The organism is Pseudomonas oryzihabitans (assembly GCF_007665395.1).
Classification (GTDB): domain Bacteria; phylum Pseudomonadota; class Gammaproteobacteria; order Pseudomonadales; family Pseudomonadaceae; genus Chryseomonas; species Chryseomonas psychrotolerans_C.
Genome location: NZ_VDND01000007.1, coordinates 99857 through 115697, shown reverse-complemented (window position 1 = coordinate 115697; position 15841 = coordinate 99857). Strand labels below are relative to the sequence as shown.

Genomic DNA, 15841 nt, shown 5'->3' with positions numbered 1-15841 from the left:
GCTATTTTGGTACTATTAAAATAAAGATACGAAGTGAGAAATCATATATCTTGATTTCCGCTGATCCCGATTCCAGAGCCGTCGAGCCCGTCATTACGATGGTTATCGCACTGACAGTGTTATAGTGATGGCACGACGACTCGGATGCCTTTCGATGAATTACAAGACACCGCTGCCGCGCAAAAGCAGACATGCTCGCATCGTCCACGAGCTCGGGACGCAGATCGTGTCCGGGCACTTCTTGCCCGAACAGCGCCTGCCCCCCGAGGCGCAACTGTGCGAAGACTACGAGGTGAGTCGCCCCGTCCTGCGCGAGGCGACGCGGGTACTGGTCGCCAAGGGCCTGGTCAGGTCCAAGCCCAAGGTCGGGACGGTGGTCAAGCCGCGTAGCGAGTGGCATCTGCTCGATCCCGACGTCCTGCACTGGCTGTTGCAGAGCGATTCCCGGCACACCTTCTACGAGACGCTGGTCAAGGTGCGCAACATCATCGAGCCGGAGATCGCGGCCATGGCCGCGGCCAATGCCCGCCCCGACGACGTGACCGCGATCGAGGAAGCCTACCTGCGGATGGAGCGCTCGGAAGACATCGCGACCATGGCCGAGCCGGACATGGCCTTCCACCTGTCCATCGCCAACGCCACCCACAACGAGTTGCTGACCCACCTCTACAGCATCATGCTGTTGCCGGTACGCGACTACCTGGAACGCTCCTCGGCGCTGTTCCCGGGCGAAGGGCTGGGGTTGCTGGTATCGCGGCACAAGGCGATCCTCACCGCGATCCAGCACCGCGACCCGCTCAGCGCCCGCCATGCGTCCATCGCCCAGCTGGCCGGTGTAGACGACATGATCACCGAGGCCTTCCGGACGGAACCCTTGTCCGAGCGCGACGTTTCGTATGATCATTGAGGCAAACCCCGTCGCGGTATGCCTCCATGTCCAGCAGCTACCATGCCTCCACCGTAGAACAGCTCGGCCAGCGCCTCGCCGCTGGCCAGTTTCCCCCCGGTAGCTCACTCAAGGTCGAAGCCGATCTCTGCCAGGAGCTGGGCGTCAGCCGGACCATCCTGCGCGAGGCGATCAAGACCCTGGCAGCCAAGGGCATGCTGGAAGTCGGCCCCAAGGTCGGCACCCGGGTGCTGCCGCTCAGCCGCTGGAATCTCTTCGACACCCAGGTGGTGGGCTGGCTGGCCACCGGCGGCCTGCCCGCCCACTTCGTCAAGGACCTGCTCGACCTGCGCCACGCCATTGAGCCGGCTGCCGTGCGCTGGGCCTGCGAAAGGGCCACCCCCGAGCAGGTCCAGGCGATCCAGGTCGCCTACCAGCACCTGGAGGCGTCGCTCAACGGCGGCGACTACAATACCGCCGACCAGCGCTTCCACGAGTGCGTGCTGGCCGCCAGCCACAATCAGTTCATCGAGCAGATGGTGCCCGCCCTGGGCGCCCTGCTGGCCGCCTCCTTCACCCTGTCGTCGGCCGATCCCGACGAGTTGCGGCGGACCCTCCCCCTGCACAAGACCCTCGCCGACGGCATCGCCTCCCGCGACGCCGCCCGCGCCGTCTGGGCCTGCATGATGCTCATCGACAGCGCCGCCGTGACCCTGGCGCGCTACGCCGACTGACATCCCCGCCCGCGTAACCTCCCCGTCCTGCCAGGTTCCTATGCCTGGAATTCCCGTCCTGCCACAACAAGAGAGGTGAACGATGGATTGGCAGCCGCTGCTTCCCCAGCGCTTCAAGCTGGCCGAGGGCCCCTTCTGGGATCAACAGACCAAGGCGCTCTACTGGGTCGACATCGCCGGCTTCAAGGCCTGCCGCCTGCATGGCGAGCGCTACCAGGAATGGCAACTGGATCGCCCCTGCTCGGCCTTCGTGCCCACGGTCCGCGGTGACGCCCTGGTGACCCTGCCGGATGGTGTCTTCCGCCTGGACCTCGACTCCCCTGCCGACCGCCCGGCCCTGAAGCTGTTCTGCGTCGCCGACCCGGACCCGGGCAATCGTGGCAACGAAGCCCGCTGCGATGCCCGCGGCCGGCTGTGGCTGGGGACCATGCAGAACAACCTCGATGCCCAGGGTGGCGACGTCGCCATCGACCGGCACTCGGGCGGCCTGTTCCGCATCGATCCGGACGGCAGCGTCACCCGCCACGCCAGCAATCTGGGCATCGCCAATACCCTGGTGTGGAGCGCGGCGGAAAACCATGTGATCAGCGCCGATACCCTGAAGGACACCCTCTATCGCTATCCGCTGGATGCCGCCGGCAACCTCGGCGAACCCGTGGTCTGGGCCGGCCCCCACGAACGCGGCTCGCCGGACGGCTCGGCCATCGACAGCGAAGGCTGCGTGTGGAACGCGCGCTGGGATGGCAACTGCCTGTTGCGCTTCGCGCCGGAGGGCGACCTGCTGGAGATCGTCGAGCTGCCGGTCCAGCGCCCCACCAGCTGCGTCTTCGGTGGCCCGGACCTGCGCACCCTGTTCGTCACCAGCGCGGCCGCCGACGGCGCCCTCGACGGCGCCATCCTGCAGGCGACCGCGCCGGTTTCCGGCATGCCCTGCCACCGCTTCGCCGGCTGATTCATCCTACCGATCCGGGGGCCGCGCGGCGGCCCTTCCGGGCGCAAGGCCCTTTGTAACGGAGTGGTGACAGAGCGCCGCAAAACTTCGTCACCTTTTCCTTGCGCCCGCCTCCTTCCAATCATACTATCAATGGACAGCGGCGTTGTCTGACCTCCACTGACGACGATCCGCCGCCTCGCATTGCCTGGCCACACCAATAAAAACAAGGAGTTCCAGCTATGTTCCGTGTCCCGGGAGTTCGTTCCCTGCTGCGCGCCGCCCTCGCTGCCGGTGCCGTCAGCCTGTCGCTATCCGCCTTCGCCGCCGATCCGGTCAAGATCGGTTTCCTGGTCAAGCAACCCGAGGAACCCTGGTTCCAGACCGAGTGGGCCTTCGCCGAGAAGGCGGCCAAGGACAAGGGCTTCACCCTGCTCAAGATCGCCGTACCCGACGGTGAAAAAACGCTCGCCGCCATCGACAGCCTGGCCGCCAACGGCGCCAAGGGCTTCGTCATCTGCCCGCCCGACGTCTCCCTCGGCCCGGCCATCGTCGCCAAGGCCAAGCTCAACGACCTCAAGGTGATGGCGGTGGACGACCGCTTCGTCGATGCCAAGGGCAAGTTCATGGAAGACGTGCCCTACCTGGGCATGGCGGCCTTCGAAGTGGGCCAGCAACAGGGCGCCGCCATGGCCGCCGAAGCCGAGAAGCGGGGCTGGAAGTGGGATGACACCTATGCGGTGATCAATACCTACAACGAGCTGGACACCGGCAAGAAGCGCACCGACGGCTCGGTGGAGGCTCTGAAGAAGGCCGGCCTGCCCGCCGACCACATCGTCTTCGCGCCGCAGAAGACCCTGGACGTGCCCGGCAGCATGGATGCCACCAACTCGGCCCTGGTCAAGCTGCCCTCGGCAGCCAAGCACCTGATCATCGGCGGCATGAACGACAACACCGTGCTGGGCGGCGTCCGCGCCACCGAAAGCGCCGGCTTCAAGGCCGAGCAGGTGATCGGCATCGGCATCAACGGCACCGATGCCATCGGCGAACTGAAGAAACCCAACAGCGGCTTCTTCGGCTCCATGCTGCCCAGCCCCCACGAAGAGGGCTACCAGACCGCCAGCATGATGTACGAGTGGGTCACCACCGGTAAGGAACCGCCCAAGTACACCGCGATGGACAAGGTCACCCTCATCACCCGCGCCAACTTCCAGCAAGAGCTGGAAAAGATCGGCCTCTGGAAGTGATGACCCCGGCGGCGCCGGTCCTGGCGCCGCCGCCCTCTTCTTTCTGACAGGAGTGCCCCATGGCAGCCCTGGAACACACCACCGCACGCAGCGCCGACCGCCTCGGCTTCGTCGGCATCGGCAAGACCTTCCCGGGCGTCAAGGCGCTCGCCGACATCTCCTTCGACGTGCGTCCCGGCTCGGTCCATGCCCTCATGGGCGAGAACGGCGCGGGCAAGTCGACCCTGCTGAAGATCCTCAGCGGCTACCACGCCCCCACCACCGGCCACCTCAACGTCGATGGCCAGGAACTGGTGTTCAAGAGCACCGCCGAAGCCATTCGCGCCGGCGTCGCCGTCATCCAGCAGGAATTGCAGCTGGTGCCGGAAATGACCGTCGCCGAAAACCTCTTTCTCGGCCACCTGCCGGCCCGCTACGGCATCGTCAATCGCGGCCACCTGCGCCGCCAGGCGCTGGACCTGCTCAAGGGCCTGGCCGAAGAGATCGACCCCCATACCAAGGTCGGGCGCCTGTCGCTCGGCCAGCGCCAGCTGGTGGAGATCGCCAAGGCGCTCTCCCGGGGCGCCCGCGTCATCGCCTTCGACGAGCCGACCAGCTCGCTGTCCGCCCGCGAGACCGATCGGCTGATGACCATCATCGCCCGGCTGCGCGACGAAGGCCGGGTGGTGCTCTATGTCTCCCACCGCATGGAAGAAGTCTTCCGCATCTGCGACGCGGTCACGGTGTTCAAGGACGGCCGCCACGTGCGCACCATCGAGCGCCTGGCCGACATCACCCCCGACCAGCTGATCACCCTGATGGTCGGCCGGGATCTCGCCGACATCTACGACTACCGCCCGCGCGCGATCGGTGGCGGCTGCCTCAAGGTCGAGGGCCTGCTCGGCCAGGGCCTGCAGCAGCCGGTGGGCTTCGAGGTGTGCCAGGGCGAGATTCTCGGCCTGTTCGGCCTGGTCGGTGCCGGTCGCACCGAGCTCTTGCGCCTGCTGGCGGGGCTGGAAAAGCACAAGGCCGGCAGCCTGAGTCTCAAGGGCGCCCCGGTCAGCCTCAGGTCGCCGCGTGACGCCATCGCCGCCGGCATCCTGCTCTGCCCGGAAGATCGCAAGAAGGAAGGTATCGTGCCCCTGGCCAGCGTGGCCGAGAACATCAACATTAGCGCCCGCGCCCACCACGCCAGCCTCGGCTGCCTGATCCAGGGGCGCTGGGAAAAGGCCAACGCCGAGAAGCAGATTCGTGCGCTGAACGTGAAGACGCCCCACGCCGGGCAGAAGATCAAGAATCTCTCCGGCGGCAACCAGCAGAAGGCCATCCTCGGGCGCTGGCTGTCGATGCCGATGCAGGTGCTGCTGCTCGACGAACCCACCCGCGGCATCGACGTGGGCGCCAAGTCGGAGATCTACGCCATCATCCACGACCTCGCCGCCCGCGGCATCGCCGTGGTGGTGGTGTCCAGCGACCTGATGGAAGTCATGGGCGTGGCCGACCGCATCCTGGTGATGAGCGAAGGCGCCATCACCGGCGAGGTGGCCCGCGCCGACTTCAACGACGAGCGCCTGCTGCAGCTCGCCCTGCCCCGTACCCGTGCCTGAACGGCCTGCCAACAAGACAAGAACAGAGGTCCAGTCCATGTCCGCCCAACCCCACAGCCTGACCCCACCGCGCCGCGGCTTCGACAGCCGGCGCTTCCTCGACGACTGGGCCATGATGCTGGCCGCCGTGGTCATCTTCGTCCTCTGCGCGCTGTTCGTGCAGAACTTCCTCTCGCCGCTGAACATGCGCGGCCTGGGCCTGGCGATCTCCACCGTAGGGATCGCCGCCTGCACCATGCTGTTCTGCCTGGCGTCCGGCCACTTCGACCTCTCGGTGGGCTCGGTCATCGCCTGCGCCGGCGTCGTGGCGGCGGTGGTGATGCGCGACTTCGACAGCGTCTTCCTCGGCGTCGCCGCCGCCCTGGCCATGGGCCTGGTGGTGGGCCTGATCAACGGCCTGGTGATCGCCAAGCTGAAGATCAACGCCCTGATCACCACGCTCGCGACCATGCAGATCGTGCGCGGCCTGGGCTACATCTTCTCCGACGGCAAGGCCGTGGGCGTCTCCCAGGAGCAGTTCTTCGTGTTCGGCAACGGCCAGCTGTTCGGCCTGCCGGTACCCATCGTCATCACCCTGCTGTGCATCCTGTTCTTCGGCTGGCTGCTCAACTACACCACCTTCGGCCGCAACACCATGGCCATCGGCGGCAACGAGGAAGCGGCGCTGCTGGCCGGCGTCCACGTCGACCGCACCAAGATCGTCATCTTCGCCATGCACGGGGTCATCGGCGCCCTGGCCGGCGTGGTGCTGGCCTCGCGCATGACCTCCGGCCAGCCGATGATCGGCCAGGGCTTCGAACTGACGGTGATCTCCGCCTGCGTGCTGGGCGGGGTCTCCCTGGCCGGCGGCATCGGCATGATCCGCCACGTGATCGCCGGCGTGCTGATCCTGGCGATCATCGAGAACGCCATGAACCTGAAGAACATCGACACCTTCTACCAGTACGTCATCCGCGGAACCATCCTGCTGCTGGCGGTGGTGATCGACCGCTTCAAGCAGCGCTAAACCCAGACTCTGCCCTCCCCCGCGGCGCCAGGCGCGCCGTGCCGGGGACCGCTTTGCCCGTGAAATGCCCGAGGACCAAACAATGACCACGCCCAGACGCCCGCTCCGCTCCGCCCAGTGGTTTGGCAGCAACGACAAGAACGGCTTCATGTACCGCAGCTGGATGAAGAACCAGGGCATCCCGGACCATGAATTCCAGGGCAAGCCGGTCATCGGCATCTGCAACACCTGGTCCGAGCTGACCCCCTGCAACGCCCACTTCCGCAAGATCGCCGAGCACGTCAAGCGCGGCATCTACGAAGCCGGTGGCTTCCCGGTGGAATTCCCGGTGTTCTCCAACGGCGAGTCCAACCTCAGGCCCACCGCCATGCTGACCCGCAACCTGGCCAGCATGGACGTCGAAGAAGCCATCCGCGGCAACCCGGTGGACGCCGTGGTGCTGCTCACCGGCTGCGACAAGACCACGCCGGCGCTGCTGATGGGCGCCGCCAGCTGCGACGTGCCGGCCATCGTCGTCACCGGTGGCCCCATGCTCAACGGCAAGCACCACGGCCGCGACATCGGCGCCGGCACCATCGTCTGGCAGATGCACGAGGCCTACAAGGCGGGCGCCATCGACCTCAACGAATTCCTCTCCGCCGAGGCCGGGATGTCGCGTTCGGCCGGGACCTGCAACACCATGGGCACCGCCTCCACCATGGCCTGCATGGCCGAAGCCCTGGGCACCTCGCTGCCGCACAACGCCGCCATCCCGGCGGTGGATTCGCGCCGCTACGTACTGGCCCACCTGTCCGGCATGCGCATCGTTGAGATGGTGGAGGAAGACCTGCGGCTGTCGAAGATCCTCACCAAGGAGGCCTTCGAGAACGCCATCCGCGTCAACGCCGCCATCGGCGGTTCCACCAACGCGGTGATCCACCTCAAGGCCATCGCCGGACGCATCGGCGTGGACCTGGAGTTGGACGACTGGACCCGGGTCGGCCGCGGCACCCCCACCCTCGTCGACCTGCAGCCTTCCGGGCGCTTCCTGATGGAAGAGTTCTACTATGCCGGCGGCCTGCCGGCGGTGATCAGGCGGATGGGCGAGGCCAAGCTGCTGCCACACCCCGAGGCCCTGACCGCCAACGGCAAGAGTATCTGGGCCAACTGCGCCGAGGCGCCCATCTACGGTGACGACGAGGTCATCCGCGCCCTGGACAACCCCCTGCGCGCCGACGGTGGCATCTGCGTGCTGCGCGGCAACCTGGCGCCCAAGGGCGCGGTACTCAAGCCCTCCGCGGCCACGGCGGCGCTGATGCAGCATCGCGGTCGCGCGGTGGTGTTCGAGAATCTGGAAGACTACAAGGCCCGCATCGTCGACCCGGACCTGGACATCGACGAGACCTGCGTGATGGTGCTGAAGAACTGCGGACCCAAGGGTTATCCGGGCATGGCCGAGGTGGGCAACATGGGCCTGCCGCCCAAGCTGCTGGCCAAGGGCATCACCGACATGGTGCGCATCTCCGACGCCCGCATGAGCGGCACCGCCTATGGCACCGTGGTGCTGCACGTGGCACCCGAGGCCTCGGCCGGTGGCCCGCTGGCGGTGGTCCGCGAAGGCGACATGATCGAACTGGACTGCGCCTCGGGCCGCCTGCACCTGGACATCCCCGACGAGGAACTGGCCGCGCGCCTGGCCGACTGGCAACCGCCGGCCGATCAGCTGCTGGCCGGCGGTTATCGCCGCCTCTACGTCAACCATGTCCTCCAGGCCGACGAAGGCTGCGACTTCGACTTCCTGGTCGGCTGCCGCGGCGCCGAGGTACCCCGCCACTCGCACTGATCGGCGTCTACTCCCTCTCCCTCCGGGAGAGGGTTGGGGTGAGGGGCTTCACCGCCCCTCCTCCGGCTCCCGGGTCGCCTGACCCACCCCTGCACAACAACAAACCGAAAAGGTGGTCGAGATGAAACGCACGTTAGCCCTTACCGGACTTGGACTGTCACTCATGATCAGCACCCTCACCGCCCAGGCAGCCGGCCTCAGCAGCCAGCAGTCGAGCTTTGGCAAGCTGCCCGACGGCACGCCCATCGAGAAATACGTCCTCACCAACAGCCACGGCATGCAGGCCACCGTTATCACCTACGGCGGCGTGCTGCAGGCGCTCAAGGTGCCCGACCGCAAGGGCCACGGCGAAGACGTGGTACTGGGCTTCGACGACGTCCAGGGCTATCTCGACAACCCCACGGTGTTCTTTGGCGCCACCATCGGCCGCTTCGGCAACCGCATCGCCGAGGGCCGCTTCAGCCTCGACGGCAAGAGCTACCAGATCCCGCAGAACGACAAGACCAACGCCCTGCACGGCGGGCCCCAGGGCTTCAACACCAAGGTGTGGAAGGCCGAGCCGGCCAAAGGCGACGGCTGGGTCGGCGTGACCCTGAGCTATGTCTCTCCCGATGGCGAGATGGGCTTTCCCGGCACCCTCACCACCCAGGTGACCTACCAGTTGGACGAACACAACCAGCTGACCCTGAAGTACCGCGCCACCACCGACAAGCCGACGGTGCTCAACCTGACCAACCACAGCTACTTCAACCTGGCCGGCGCCGGCAGCGGCACCGTGCTCAAGCAGGTGGCGATGCTCAACGCCGACACCTACACCCCGGTGACCGCCAAGCTGATCCCCACCGGCGAACTGCCCCCGGTGGCCGGCACCCCGCTTGACTTCCGCAAGCCGACCGCCATCGGCAAGCACATCGCCGACGACAACCAGCAGCTGAAATTCGCCGAACCCAAGCAGGGTGGCTATGACTTCAACTGGGTGCTCAACACCGCTGGCGACCTGCAGAAGGCCGCCGCCGTGGTGAGCGATCCGGCCTCGGGACGCACCCTGACCCTCTACACCACCGAGCCCGGCGTGCAGTTCTATACCGGCAACTTCCTGGAAGGAAACATCAAGGGCAAGGCCGGCAAGACCTACGGCCACTGGGGCGCCTTCACCCTGGAAACCCAGCACTACCCGGACGCCCCCAACCAGCCGAACTTCCCCACCACCCGCCTGGACCCCGGCCAGACCTACACCCAGACGACGATCTTCAAGTTCGCCGCCAAGTAGGGCTGCTTCTAGTGCAAGCAAGGCCGCTCTCGGGAGCGGCCTTTCTTTTGGACGGGTGCATGGCGGTTCCCTCACCCCAGCCCTCTCCCAGAGGGAGAGGGGGTTGTTCCGGTACGCGCTCTTAGCTCTTCAGTAGCGTGGAAAACGGCGCAGCCTTTTCCACTGGCCTCCCATCCTCCCCATCCACCACCCAATAAAAGACCCGGCGCCTCACGACGCCGGGTCTTTCACCACCTCAAGGCAGCGCGATCAGATCGCGGCCTTGGTGTTCTCGCCGTTCACCAGGCGCTGGATACCCAGCGGGTTGGCGTTCTGCAGGGCTTCCGGGAGGAAGGCGTCCGGGTAGTTCTGGTAGCACACCGGGCGCAGGAAGCGGTCGATGGCCAGGGTACCGACCGAGGTGCCGCGGGCGTCGGAGGTCGCCGGATAGGGACCGCCGTGGACCATGGCGTCGCAGACTTCCACGCCAGTGGGATAGCCGTTGAGCAACAGGCGCCCGGCCTTCTGCTCCAGCAGGCCGATGATGGCCTCGAAGCGTTGCAGATCGGCCGGCTCGGCCAGCAGGGTCGCGGTCAGCTGGCCGTGCAGGCCTTGCAGCGCCTGGTGCAGCTGGGCTTCGTCGGCCACCTCGACCACCACGGTGGTGGGGCCGAAGACCTCTTCCTGCAGCAGCTCGTCGTTTTCCAGCAGCAGACTCACGTCAGCCTTGAACAACTGCGGACGCGCCTGGTTGCCTTCCTGGTTGGCACCCGCCAGGTGTTGCACGCCGGAATGGGCCAGCAGCCCCGCGACGCCCTTCTCGTAGCTCTTCAGGGTCCCGGGGTTGAGCATGGTCTGCGGACCCTGCTCGTTCATGGCCCGCGCCAGGCGCTCGAGGAAGGCACTGAACTCGGGCGAACGCAGGCCGATGACCAGGCCCGGATTGGTGCAGAACTGGCCGCAACCCAGGACCACGGAGGCCGCGAGTTCGCCGGTGATGGCGTCGCCACGGGCCTTCAGCGCCTCGGGCAGGACCACCACCGGGTTGATGCTGGACATCTCAGCGAACACCGGGATGGGCTGCGGACGGGCCGCGGCCATGTCGCACAGGGCGCGACCGCCGCGCAGCGAGCCGGTGAAGCCCACCGCCTGGATGGCCGGGTGCTTGACCAGCTGCTCACCGACGCCACCGCCATAGATCATGTTGAACACGCCCTTGGGCATGCCGGTCTTCTCGGCGGCGCGGATCACCGCGTCGGCCACGTATTCGGCGGTGACCATGTGGCCGCTGTGGGCCTTGAACACCACCGGGCAACCGGCGGCCAGCGCCGCGGCGGTGTCGCCACCGGCGGTGGAGAAGGCCAGCGGGAAGTTGCTGGCACCGAACACCGCGACCGGACCCAGGCCGATGCGGTACTGACGCAGGTCGGGACGCGGCAGCGGCTTGCGCTCGGGCAGCGCGGTATCGATGCGCGCCCCGTGGAAGTCTCCACGGCGCAGCACCTTGGCGAACAGGCGCATCTGGCCGCTGGTACGGCCGCGCTCACCCTGGATCCGGCCAGCCGGCAGCGCGGTTTCCTGGCAGACCAGCTGGACGAAGTCGTCGCCCAGGGCATCCAGCTCGTCGGCGATGGCGTCGAGGAAGGTGGCGCGTTTTTCGGCGCTCAGCTTGCGGTACAGCGGCGCAGCCTGCTCGGCGGCGCGGGCGGCGGCATCGACCTCGGCCGGGGATGCCTGGAAGAATTCGTAGGGCAGCTGTTCGCCGGTGGTGGCGTCGATGCTGTAGACCCGCACCTCACCCTCGCCACTGCGAGTGCCACCGATGTAGTTCTTGCCTTGGATCTGCATTGTTCGCGACTCCTTATACCTAGGGGTTCGGGGAAGACCGCCCTATTAGGGGTCTTCGAAAGGGTGGGACGCTCGGCAGGCGAGCGTCCGGACCGGCATCTGCGACACCCACTCTAGCACCGGCATAGTCAGCAGTCATCATACAACTATCAGAGCTGCCGGACCTGCCCGGGCTGGAAGGCCGCCGTAGTGGCCTTGACGCCATTGCTCAGGGGTTCGCCGAATTCGGGTACCGCGATCTCGAATCGATCGCCCGGCGCGACGCGCACGCCATCGGCGAAGGACAGCGTCGCCGTGCCGAAGAAATGTACATGGACATCGCCCGGCCGCAGGAACTGCGCGTACTTGAAGTGGTGGAACTCCAGGTTCTCCAGGCTGTGGCACATGTTGTCTTCGCCAGACAGGAATTCCTTCTCCCAGACCACCTCGCCGCCGCGCCGGATCCGGCTGGTGCCCACCAGATGGCGCGGCAGTTCACCGGTGCGCAGTGCCGGGCCGAAGCTGCAGTAGCGTAGCTTGGAATGGGCCAGGTAGAGATAGTTCTTGCGCTCCATCACGTGGTCGGAGAATTCGTTGCCCACCGCGTAACCCAGGCGATAGGGCTGGCCGTCGTCGCCAATGACATAGAGACCGGTCAGCTCGGGCTCTTCACCGGCATCCTCGGCGAATTCGGGCAGCGGGATGTCGGCACCCGGACGCACCAGGATGCCGCCATCGCCCTTGTAGAACCACTCCGGCTGGGCGCCGGCGGTACCCGCTGCGGGTCGCCCGCCCTCCACGCCCCATTTGAACATGCGCATGGAGTCGGTCAGCTTGGCCTCTTCCTGGCTGTTCTGCTGGTGCATCTTGTCGCGGGTAGCGGCGCTGCCCAGATGGGTCAGCCCGGTCCCGGTGACCAGGCAGTGGGCCGGATCCTCGTGATCCAGCGGCGGCAACAGGCGGCCGCTGGCCAGCAGCTCGCGGTAGGCCGGGCCCGGCTCCAGGCCCAGCGACTGCACCTGGGACTCCAGCGAAACGCCAGCGCGGATGGCCGCCAGCGCCAGGGTACGGGTGCTGGTGGCGCCGCGGACCAACTGGACCTCACCGCGCTCGACCACGCCGACGCGGCGCTGGCCCTGTTGGTCTTCGAACTGAATCAGGTGCATGGCATTCTCCTTGTTGGTTATCGCCTGGAGCGGACTTTACTCGGCGCCACGGGGCCTGCCTAATGAGAGCTCCCTATCCCGCGATAACCAACGGTTATTCCCATGCTGCCATCCCTGGGCTCCATCGCCTCCCGCCTGCGGCTGCGCCAACTGCGCCTGCTGATCGCCCTCGACGAAGAGGGCTCGCTGCACAAGGCCGCCGAGCGCATCGCCATCTCCCAGCCCGGCGCCACCAAGGCGCTGCACGAGATCGAGAGCACGCTTGGCGCCACCCTCTTCCTGCGCACCCACCAGGGCCTGCAACCCAACGACCTGGGCCGCTGCGTGATCCGCTATGCGCGGCTGATCGAGAGCGACCTGGCCCATCTGCGCGAGGAGATGCTCGGTATCCTCCAGGGCGAAGGGGGACGCCTGGCGGTGGGGGTGATCATGGGCGCCGTGCCCCGGCTGATCGCCGCGGTGTCCCGCCTGGGCGCGGCGCAACCCCAGCTCGGCATCGAGATCATCGAAGACACCAGCGTCCGCTTGCTCGACCTGCTCGACGCCGGCCGCATCGAACTGGCCATCTGCCGCAGCAGCGTCAGCCGCCGGCCGGATGCCTACGATTGCCTGGAAGTACGCGAGGAACGGCTGGAGATCGTCTGTCATCCGCAGCATCCCCTGGCGCACGCCGCGGCAGTCAGCCTGGCCGACCTGGCTGATAGCCGCTGGATCGTCTATCCGGCCAACCTGCCCATGCGCCTGACCCTGGAACGGGAATTCCGCGCGGCGGACCTGGAGTTCCCCCGCTACCCGGTGGAAACCTCCTCGACCTTCACCCTGCTCGGGCTGCTGCAGGAAGACGCCAACCAGGTCGCCATGCTGCCCAGCGACATCGCCCAATTCGGTGAAAGACACGGCTTGCTCAGGCGCCTGCCGGTGGCGCAACGCACCCGCAACGAACCCTATTCATTGCTGGTCCGCCAGGGCGCGGGGCTGTCGGCCGCGGCGCAGCTGTTGCTGGAGCAGTGGCGGTTGGCGGGGTAAAACCTCTATCGCGGCCATGGCGGTCCGCCGATGCGGCCGCTCCTGTACGACGGCTTGTTGCGATTTCGCCGAGGCTGACGTGACTGAATGCCTGCTCGGATAGCCCCCTCTCCCCTCGGGAGAGGGTTGGGGTGAGGGTGTCCCCTTCAGCGCAGTCTCCAGTGGAAAAGGCTACGCCGTTTTCCACGCTACGTGCTACTGCGGCCGCGATGATTTCGGCGAGAGGAAAACCTCAATACGTCGGCAGCGTCACCCCATGGAACAGCGTCTCCAGCTCCTGGCGGGTCGGCGTCTGCATGGCTTCGGTGAGGACATCGCGGGTCAGGTGCGGGGCGAAGCGGCCGATGAAGTCGCACATGAAACCGCGCAGGAAGGTACCGCGGCGCAGGCCGATCTTGGTCACGCTGGCTTCGAAGAGGTGGCTGGCATCCAGGCAGACCAGGTCGGCGTCGGCCTTGAGGTCCACCGCCATGTCGGCGACGATGCCCACGCCCAGGCCCAGGCGCACATAGGTCTTGATGACGTCGGCATCCGCCGCGGTCAGCACCACGTTGGGCTCCAGGCCATGGCGGGCGAAGGCCTCGTCGAGCTTGGAACGGCCGGTGAAGCCGAACACGTAGGTCACCAGCGGCTGCTCCGCCAGCTGTTCCAGGGTCAGGTGCTCGACCTTGGCCAGGGGGTGGCCCTGGGGCACGATGACGCAGCGGTTCCAGCGGTAGCAGGGCATCATCACCAGGTCGTTGAAGCGTTCCAGGCCCTCGGTGGCGATGGCGAAGTCGACGGTACCATCGGCAGCCATCTCGGCGATCTGGGTCGGCGAGCCCTGGTGCATGTGCAGCGCCACGTCCGGGTATTGCTTGATGAATTCGCTGATCACGTCCGGCAGCGCGTAGCGCGCCTGGGTGTGAGTGGTGGCGATGGACAGGGTGCCCTTGCGCTCGTTGGAGAACTCCTGGGCGATCTGCTTGATGCTCTCGCACTTGCGCAGGATCTCGCCGGCGGTCTGGATGATCCGCTCGCCGGCCGGGGTCACCCGGGTCAGGTGCTTGCCGCTGCGGGCGAACACCTCGACGCCCAGCTCGTCCTCGAGCAGGCGGATCTGCTTGCTGATGCCGGGCTGAGAGGTATAGAGACTCTGGGCAGTGGCGGAAACGTTCAGATCGTGGTGGGCGACTTCCCAGATGTATCGCAACTGTTGCAGTTTCATGCCGGCTCCTAGGCGTTATCTGACCCCGTGCGCAAGCATATAACAGTAAAGCAGCCCTTAAGCTTTTTCTAGACCAAAATCGAATTAAGTCGTGCAGGGGTACGCCCTGACGCTTTCCACTTCAGCCTTGGTGCAGGGGCACCAGATAAACCGGGATGCGGGCGGTCTGCAGCAGACGACTGGCGGTGCGTCCCAGCGGGGCCACCTGGGCGTCGCCCTGGCTGCGGCTGCCGATCACCAGCAGATCCGCGGCGAACTCCTGGGCCTGCTTCAGGATGACCGCGGGCGGATCGCCCTGCACCACCCGCACGGCGCGCACCAGGCCGACCGTGGCCGGACTTTCCAGCAGGTCTTCGCGCAGCGATTCGAACACCTGCTGCTCGATGGTTTCCAGGACGAGCTCCAGCCCGCCGTTGCGCAGGCGATCCAGGGATTCACCATCCAGGTGCTGTTGCAACAGGGTCGAGGCCAGCAAGCCCAGCGGCTCCACCACATGGACGACGTACAGGCGGGCCTGGTGGATACGGGCGAGGTTCAAGGCATGCTGGAAGACATAGGATGAACACAGGCCCAGGTCCGTGGCATAGAGCAAGGAGCGGATCACGATTCCTCCTGACCGGGTCAGCCGACCCGGCCGGTCCAACGCGGGATGGCCTTCTCCAGCGTAGCAGGGGATCGCGCCTCGCGCTGGGAACCGCGCCTTAGAGCCTGCTCAGGGCAGTTCGTCCGGCGCGCGCCCGTCCGCCGCCAGGATCGCCGCCGCCAGCGGCGCCTCCCGTAGCGGCGCGTGCACGGCGCCGAGGAACGCCCCGTCCCGTACCAGGAACAGCGCCGGCAGGTGGAAGACGCCATAGCGTTGCACCAGGCCGCCGCTGCGTTCGGCATCCACCCAGTACAGCCGGTCGACCGGCAGCGCCGCCGCGGGCAGCACCTGGCGCGCCAGGCGGCAGCTGGCGCAGCCGACGCTGGTGAAGATCAGCAGGGAGCGCCCGGGCGCTTCCAGCAGGACGGCATCCGCCGTCCCATCGTCCAATTCCATCGATTCCTCGTCGCGATCATCGCCAAAGCCTGCCTTCGGGCCGGTCGAGCGGCGCGTGGCCATTGTGAGCGGGCGGTACAAGCGTTAAGGTGCCCCACCCTCTCCACCGTATTTT

Annotated in this window: 14 protein-coding genes; 9 read left to right on the top strand and 5 right to left on the bottom strand. The window is 66.7% G+C overall.

What is annotated here, in order from left to right; genetic code table 11:
- Nucleotides 1-154: 154 nt before the first annotated feature.
- From FSV73_RS15795 to FSV73_RS15760, 8 genes are all read left to right on the top strand, one after another.
- Entirely contained in the window at nucleotides 155-907 is a 753-nt protein-coding gene (locus tag FSV73_RS15795; protein ID WP_145008796.1) for a FadR/GntR family transcriptional regulator, read from the top strand.
- A 26-nt stretch (nucleotides 908-933) separates the two neighbouring features.
- A complete protein-coding gene (locus FSV73_RS15790) occupies nucleotides 934-1620 on the top strand; it encodes a FadR/GntR family transcriptional regulator (RefSeq protein WP_145008795.1) in 687 nt (228 codons plus the stop codon).
- 82 nt (nucleotides 1621-1702) lie between these two features.
- Entirely contained in the window at nucleotides 1703-2572 is an 870-nt protein-coding gene (locus FSV73_RS15785; RefSeq protein WP_145008794.1) for an SMP-30/gluconolactonase/LRE family protein, read from the top strand.
- A gap of 221 nt (nucleotides 2573-2793) precedes the next feature.
- Entirely contained in the window at nucleotides 2794-3798 is a 1005-nt protein-coding gene (locus tag FSV73_RS15780; protein ID WP_145008793.1) for a substrate-binding domain-containing protein, read from the top strand.
- A gap of 59 nt (nucleotides 3799-3857) precedes the next feature.
- Nucleotides 3858-5384 (top strand): L-arabinose ABC transporter ATP-binding protein AraG, encoded by a 1527-nt coding sequence (gene araG, locus FSV73_RS15775; protein ID WP_145008792.1) that lies wholly within the window; start codon nucleotides 3858-3860, stop codon nucleotides 5382-5384.
- Between the two features lie 37 nt (nucleotides 5385-5421).
- Nucleotides 5422-6390, top strand: a complete 969-nt coding sequence (gene araH / locus FSV73_RS15770) for an L-arabinose ABC transporter permease AraH (RefSeq protein ID WP_145008791.1) — start codon at nucleotides 5422-5424, stop codon at nucleotides 6388-6390.
- Between the two features lie 82 nt (nucleotides 6391-6472).
- Nucleotides 6473-8212, top strand: coding sequence for an IlvD/Edd family dehydratase (locus tag FSV73_RS15765; protein WP_145008790.1), 1740 nt, complete (start codon nucleotides 6473-6475; stop codon nucleotides 8210-8212).
- 121 nt (nucleotides 8213-8333) lie between these two features.
- Entirely contained in the window at nucleotides 8334-9482 is a 1149-nt protein-coding gene (locus tag FSV73_RS15760; RefSeq protein ID WP_145008789.1) for an aldose epimerase family protein, read from the top strand.
- A gap of 249 nt (nucleotides 9483-9731) precedes the next feature.
- Here FSV73_RS15760 and FSV73_RS15755 read toward each other — a convergent pair whose 3' ends face one another.
- Together FSV73_RS15755 and araD1 are read right to left on the bottom strand one after the other, a co-directional pair.
- On the bottom strand, nucleotides 9732-11309 hold the full coding sequence (locus FSV73_RS15755) for an aldehyde dehydrogenase (NADP(+)) (protein WP_145008788.1): 1578 nt from the start codon (nucleotides 11307-11309) through the stop codon (nucleotides 9732-9734).
- Nucleotides 11310-11458: 149 nt separating this feature from the next.
- Entirely contained in the window at nucleotides 11459-12454 is a 996-nt protein-coding gene (araD1, locus tag FSV73_RS15750) for an AraD1 family protein (protein ID WP_145008787.1), read from the bottom strand.
- Nucleotides 12455-12556: 102 nt separating this feature from the next.
- Here araD1 and FSV73_RS15745 point away from each other — a divergent pair, with 102 nt between their 5' ends.
- Nucleotides 12557-13480: a LysR family transcriptional regulator gene (locus FSV73_RS15745; RefSeq protein ID WP_145008786.1), complete on the top strand. Its 924-nt coding sequence runs from the start codon at nucleotides 12557-12559 to the stop codon at nucleotides 13478-13480.
- A 232-nt stretch (nucleotides 13481-13712) separates the two neighbouring features.
- Here the strand turns inward: FSV73_RS15745 and cysB are convergent, their stop codons facing one another.
- The 3 genes from cysB to FSV73_RS15730 form a co-directional block, all read right to left on the bottom strand.
- Nucleotides 13713-14687 (bottom strand): HTH-type transcriptional regulator CysB, encoded by a 975-nt coding sequence (gene cysB / locus FSV73_RS15740; protein ID WP_145008785.1) that lies wholly within the window; start codon nucleotides 14685-14687, stop codon nucleotides 13713-13715.
- Nucleotides 14688-14808: 121 nt separating this feature from the next.
- Entirely contained in the window at nucleotides 14809-15291 is a 483-nt protein-coding gene (locus FSV73_RS15735) for a universal stress protein (protein WP_145008784.1), read from the bottom strand.
- 108 nt (nucleotides 15292-15399) lie between these two features.
- Nucleotides 15400-15726 carry a thioredoxin family protein gene (locus FSV73_RS15730; RefSeq protein WP_145008783.1) on the bottom strand — a complete coding sequence of 109 codons (327 nt, stop codon included), beginning with the start codon at nucleotides 15724-15726 and terminating at the stop codon, nucleotides 15400-15402.
- Nucleotides 15727-15841 lie beyond the last annotated feature (115 nt).

What these genes read in the sequence shown, in the direction of transcription:
- FSV73_RS15790 (WP_145008795.1), top strand. Translation starts at nt 934, where the DNA reads ATGTCCAGCAGCTACCATGCCTCCACCGTAGAACAGCTCGGCCAGCGC.
- araG (WP_145008792.1), top strand. Translation starts at nt 3,858, where the DNA reads ATGGCAGCCCTGGAACACACCACCGCACGCAGCGCCGACCGCCTCGGC.
- FSV73_RS15780 (WP_145008793.1), top strand. Translation starts at nt 2,794, where the DNA reads ATGTTCCGTGTCCCGGGAGTTCGTTCCCTGCTGCGCGCCGCCCTCGCT.
- FSV73_RS15765 (WP_145008790.1), top strand. Translation starts at nt 6,473, where the DNA reads ATGACCACGCCCAGACGCCCGCTCCGCTCCGCCCAGTGGTTTGGCAGC.
- araH (WP_145008791.1), top strand. Translation starts at nt 5,422, where the DNA reads ATGTCCGCCCAACCCCACAGCCTGACCCCACCGCGCCGCGGCTTCGAC.
- FSV73_RS15730 (WP_145008783.1), bottom strand. Translation starts at nt 15,726, where the DNA reads ATGGAATTGGACGATGGGACGGCGGATGCCGTCCTGCTGGAAGCGCCC.
- FSV73_RS15760 (WP_145008789.1), top strand. Translation starts at nt 8,334, where the DNA reads ATGAAACGCACGTTAGCCCTTACCGGACTTGGACTGTCACTCATGATC.
- FSV73_RS15755 (WP_145008788.1), bottom strand. Translation starts at nt 11,309, where the DNA reads ATGCAGATCCAAGGCAAGAACTACATCGGTGGCACTCGCAGTGGCGAG.
- FSV73_RS15785 (WP_145008794.1), top strand. Translation starts at nt 1,703, where the DNA reads ATGGATTGGCAGCCGCTGCTTCCCCAGCGCTTCAAGCTGGCCGAGGGC.
- FSV73_RS15795 (WP_145008796.1), top strand. Translation starts at nt 155, where the DNA reads ATGAATTACAAGACACCGCTGCCGCGCAAAAGCAGACATGCTCGCATC.
- cysB (WP_145008785.1), bottom strand. Translation starts at nt 14,687, where the DNA reads ATGAAACTGCAACAGTTGCGATACATCTGGGAAGTCGCCCACCACGAT.
- FSV73_RS15745 (WP_145008786.1), top strand. Translation starts at nt 12,557, where the DNA reads ATGCTGCCATCCCTGGGCTCCATCGCCTCCCGCCTGCGGCTGCGCCAA.
- araD1 (WP_145008787.1), bottom strand. Translation starts at nt 12,454, where the DNA reads ATGCACCTGATTCAGTTCGAAGACCAACAGGGCCAGCGCCGCGTCGGC.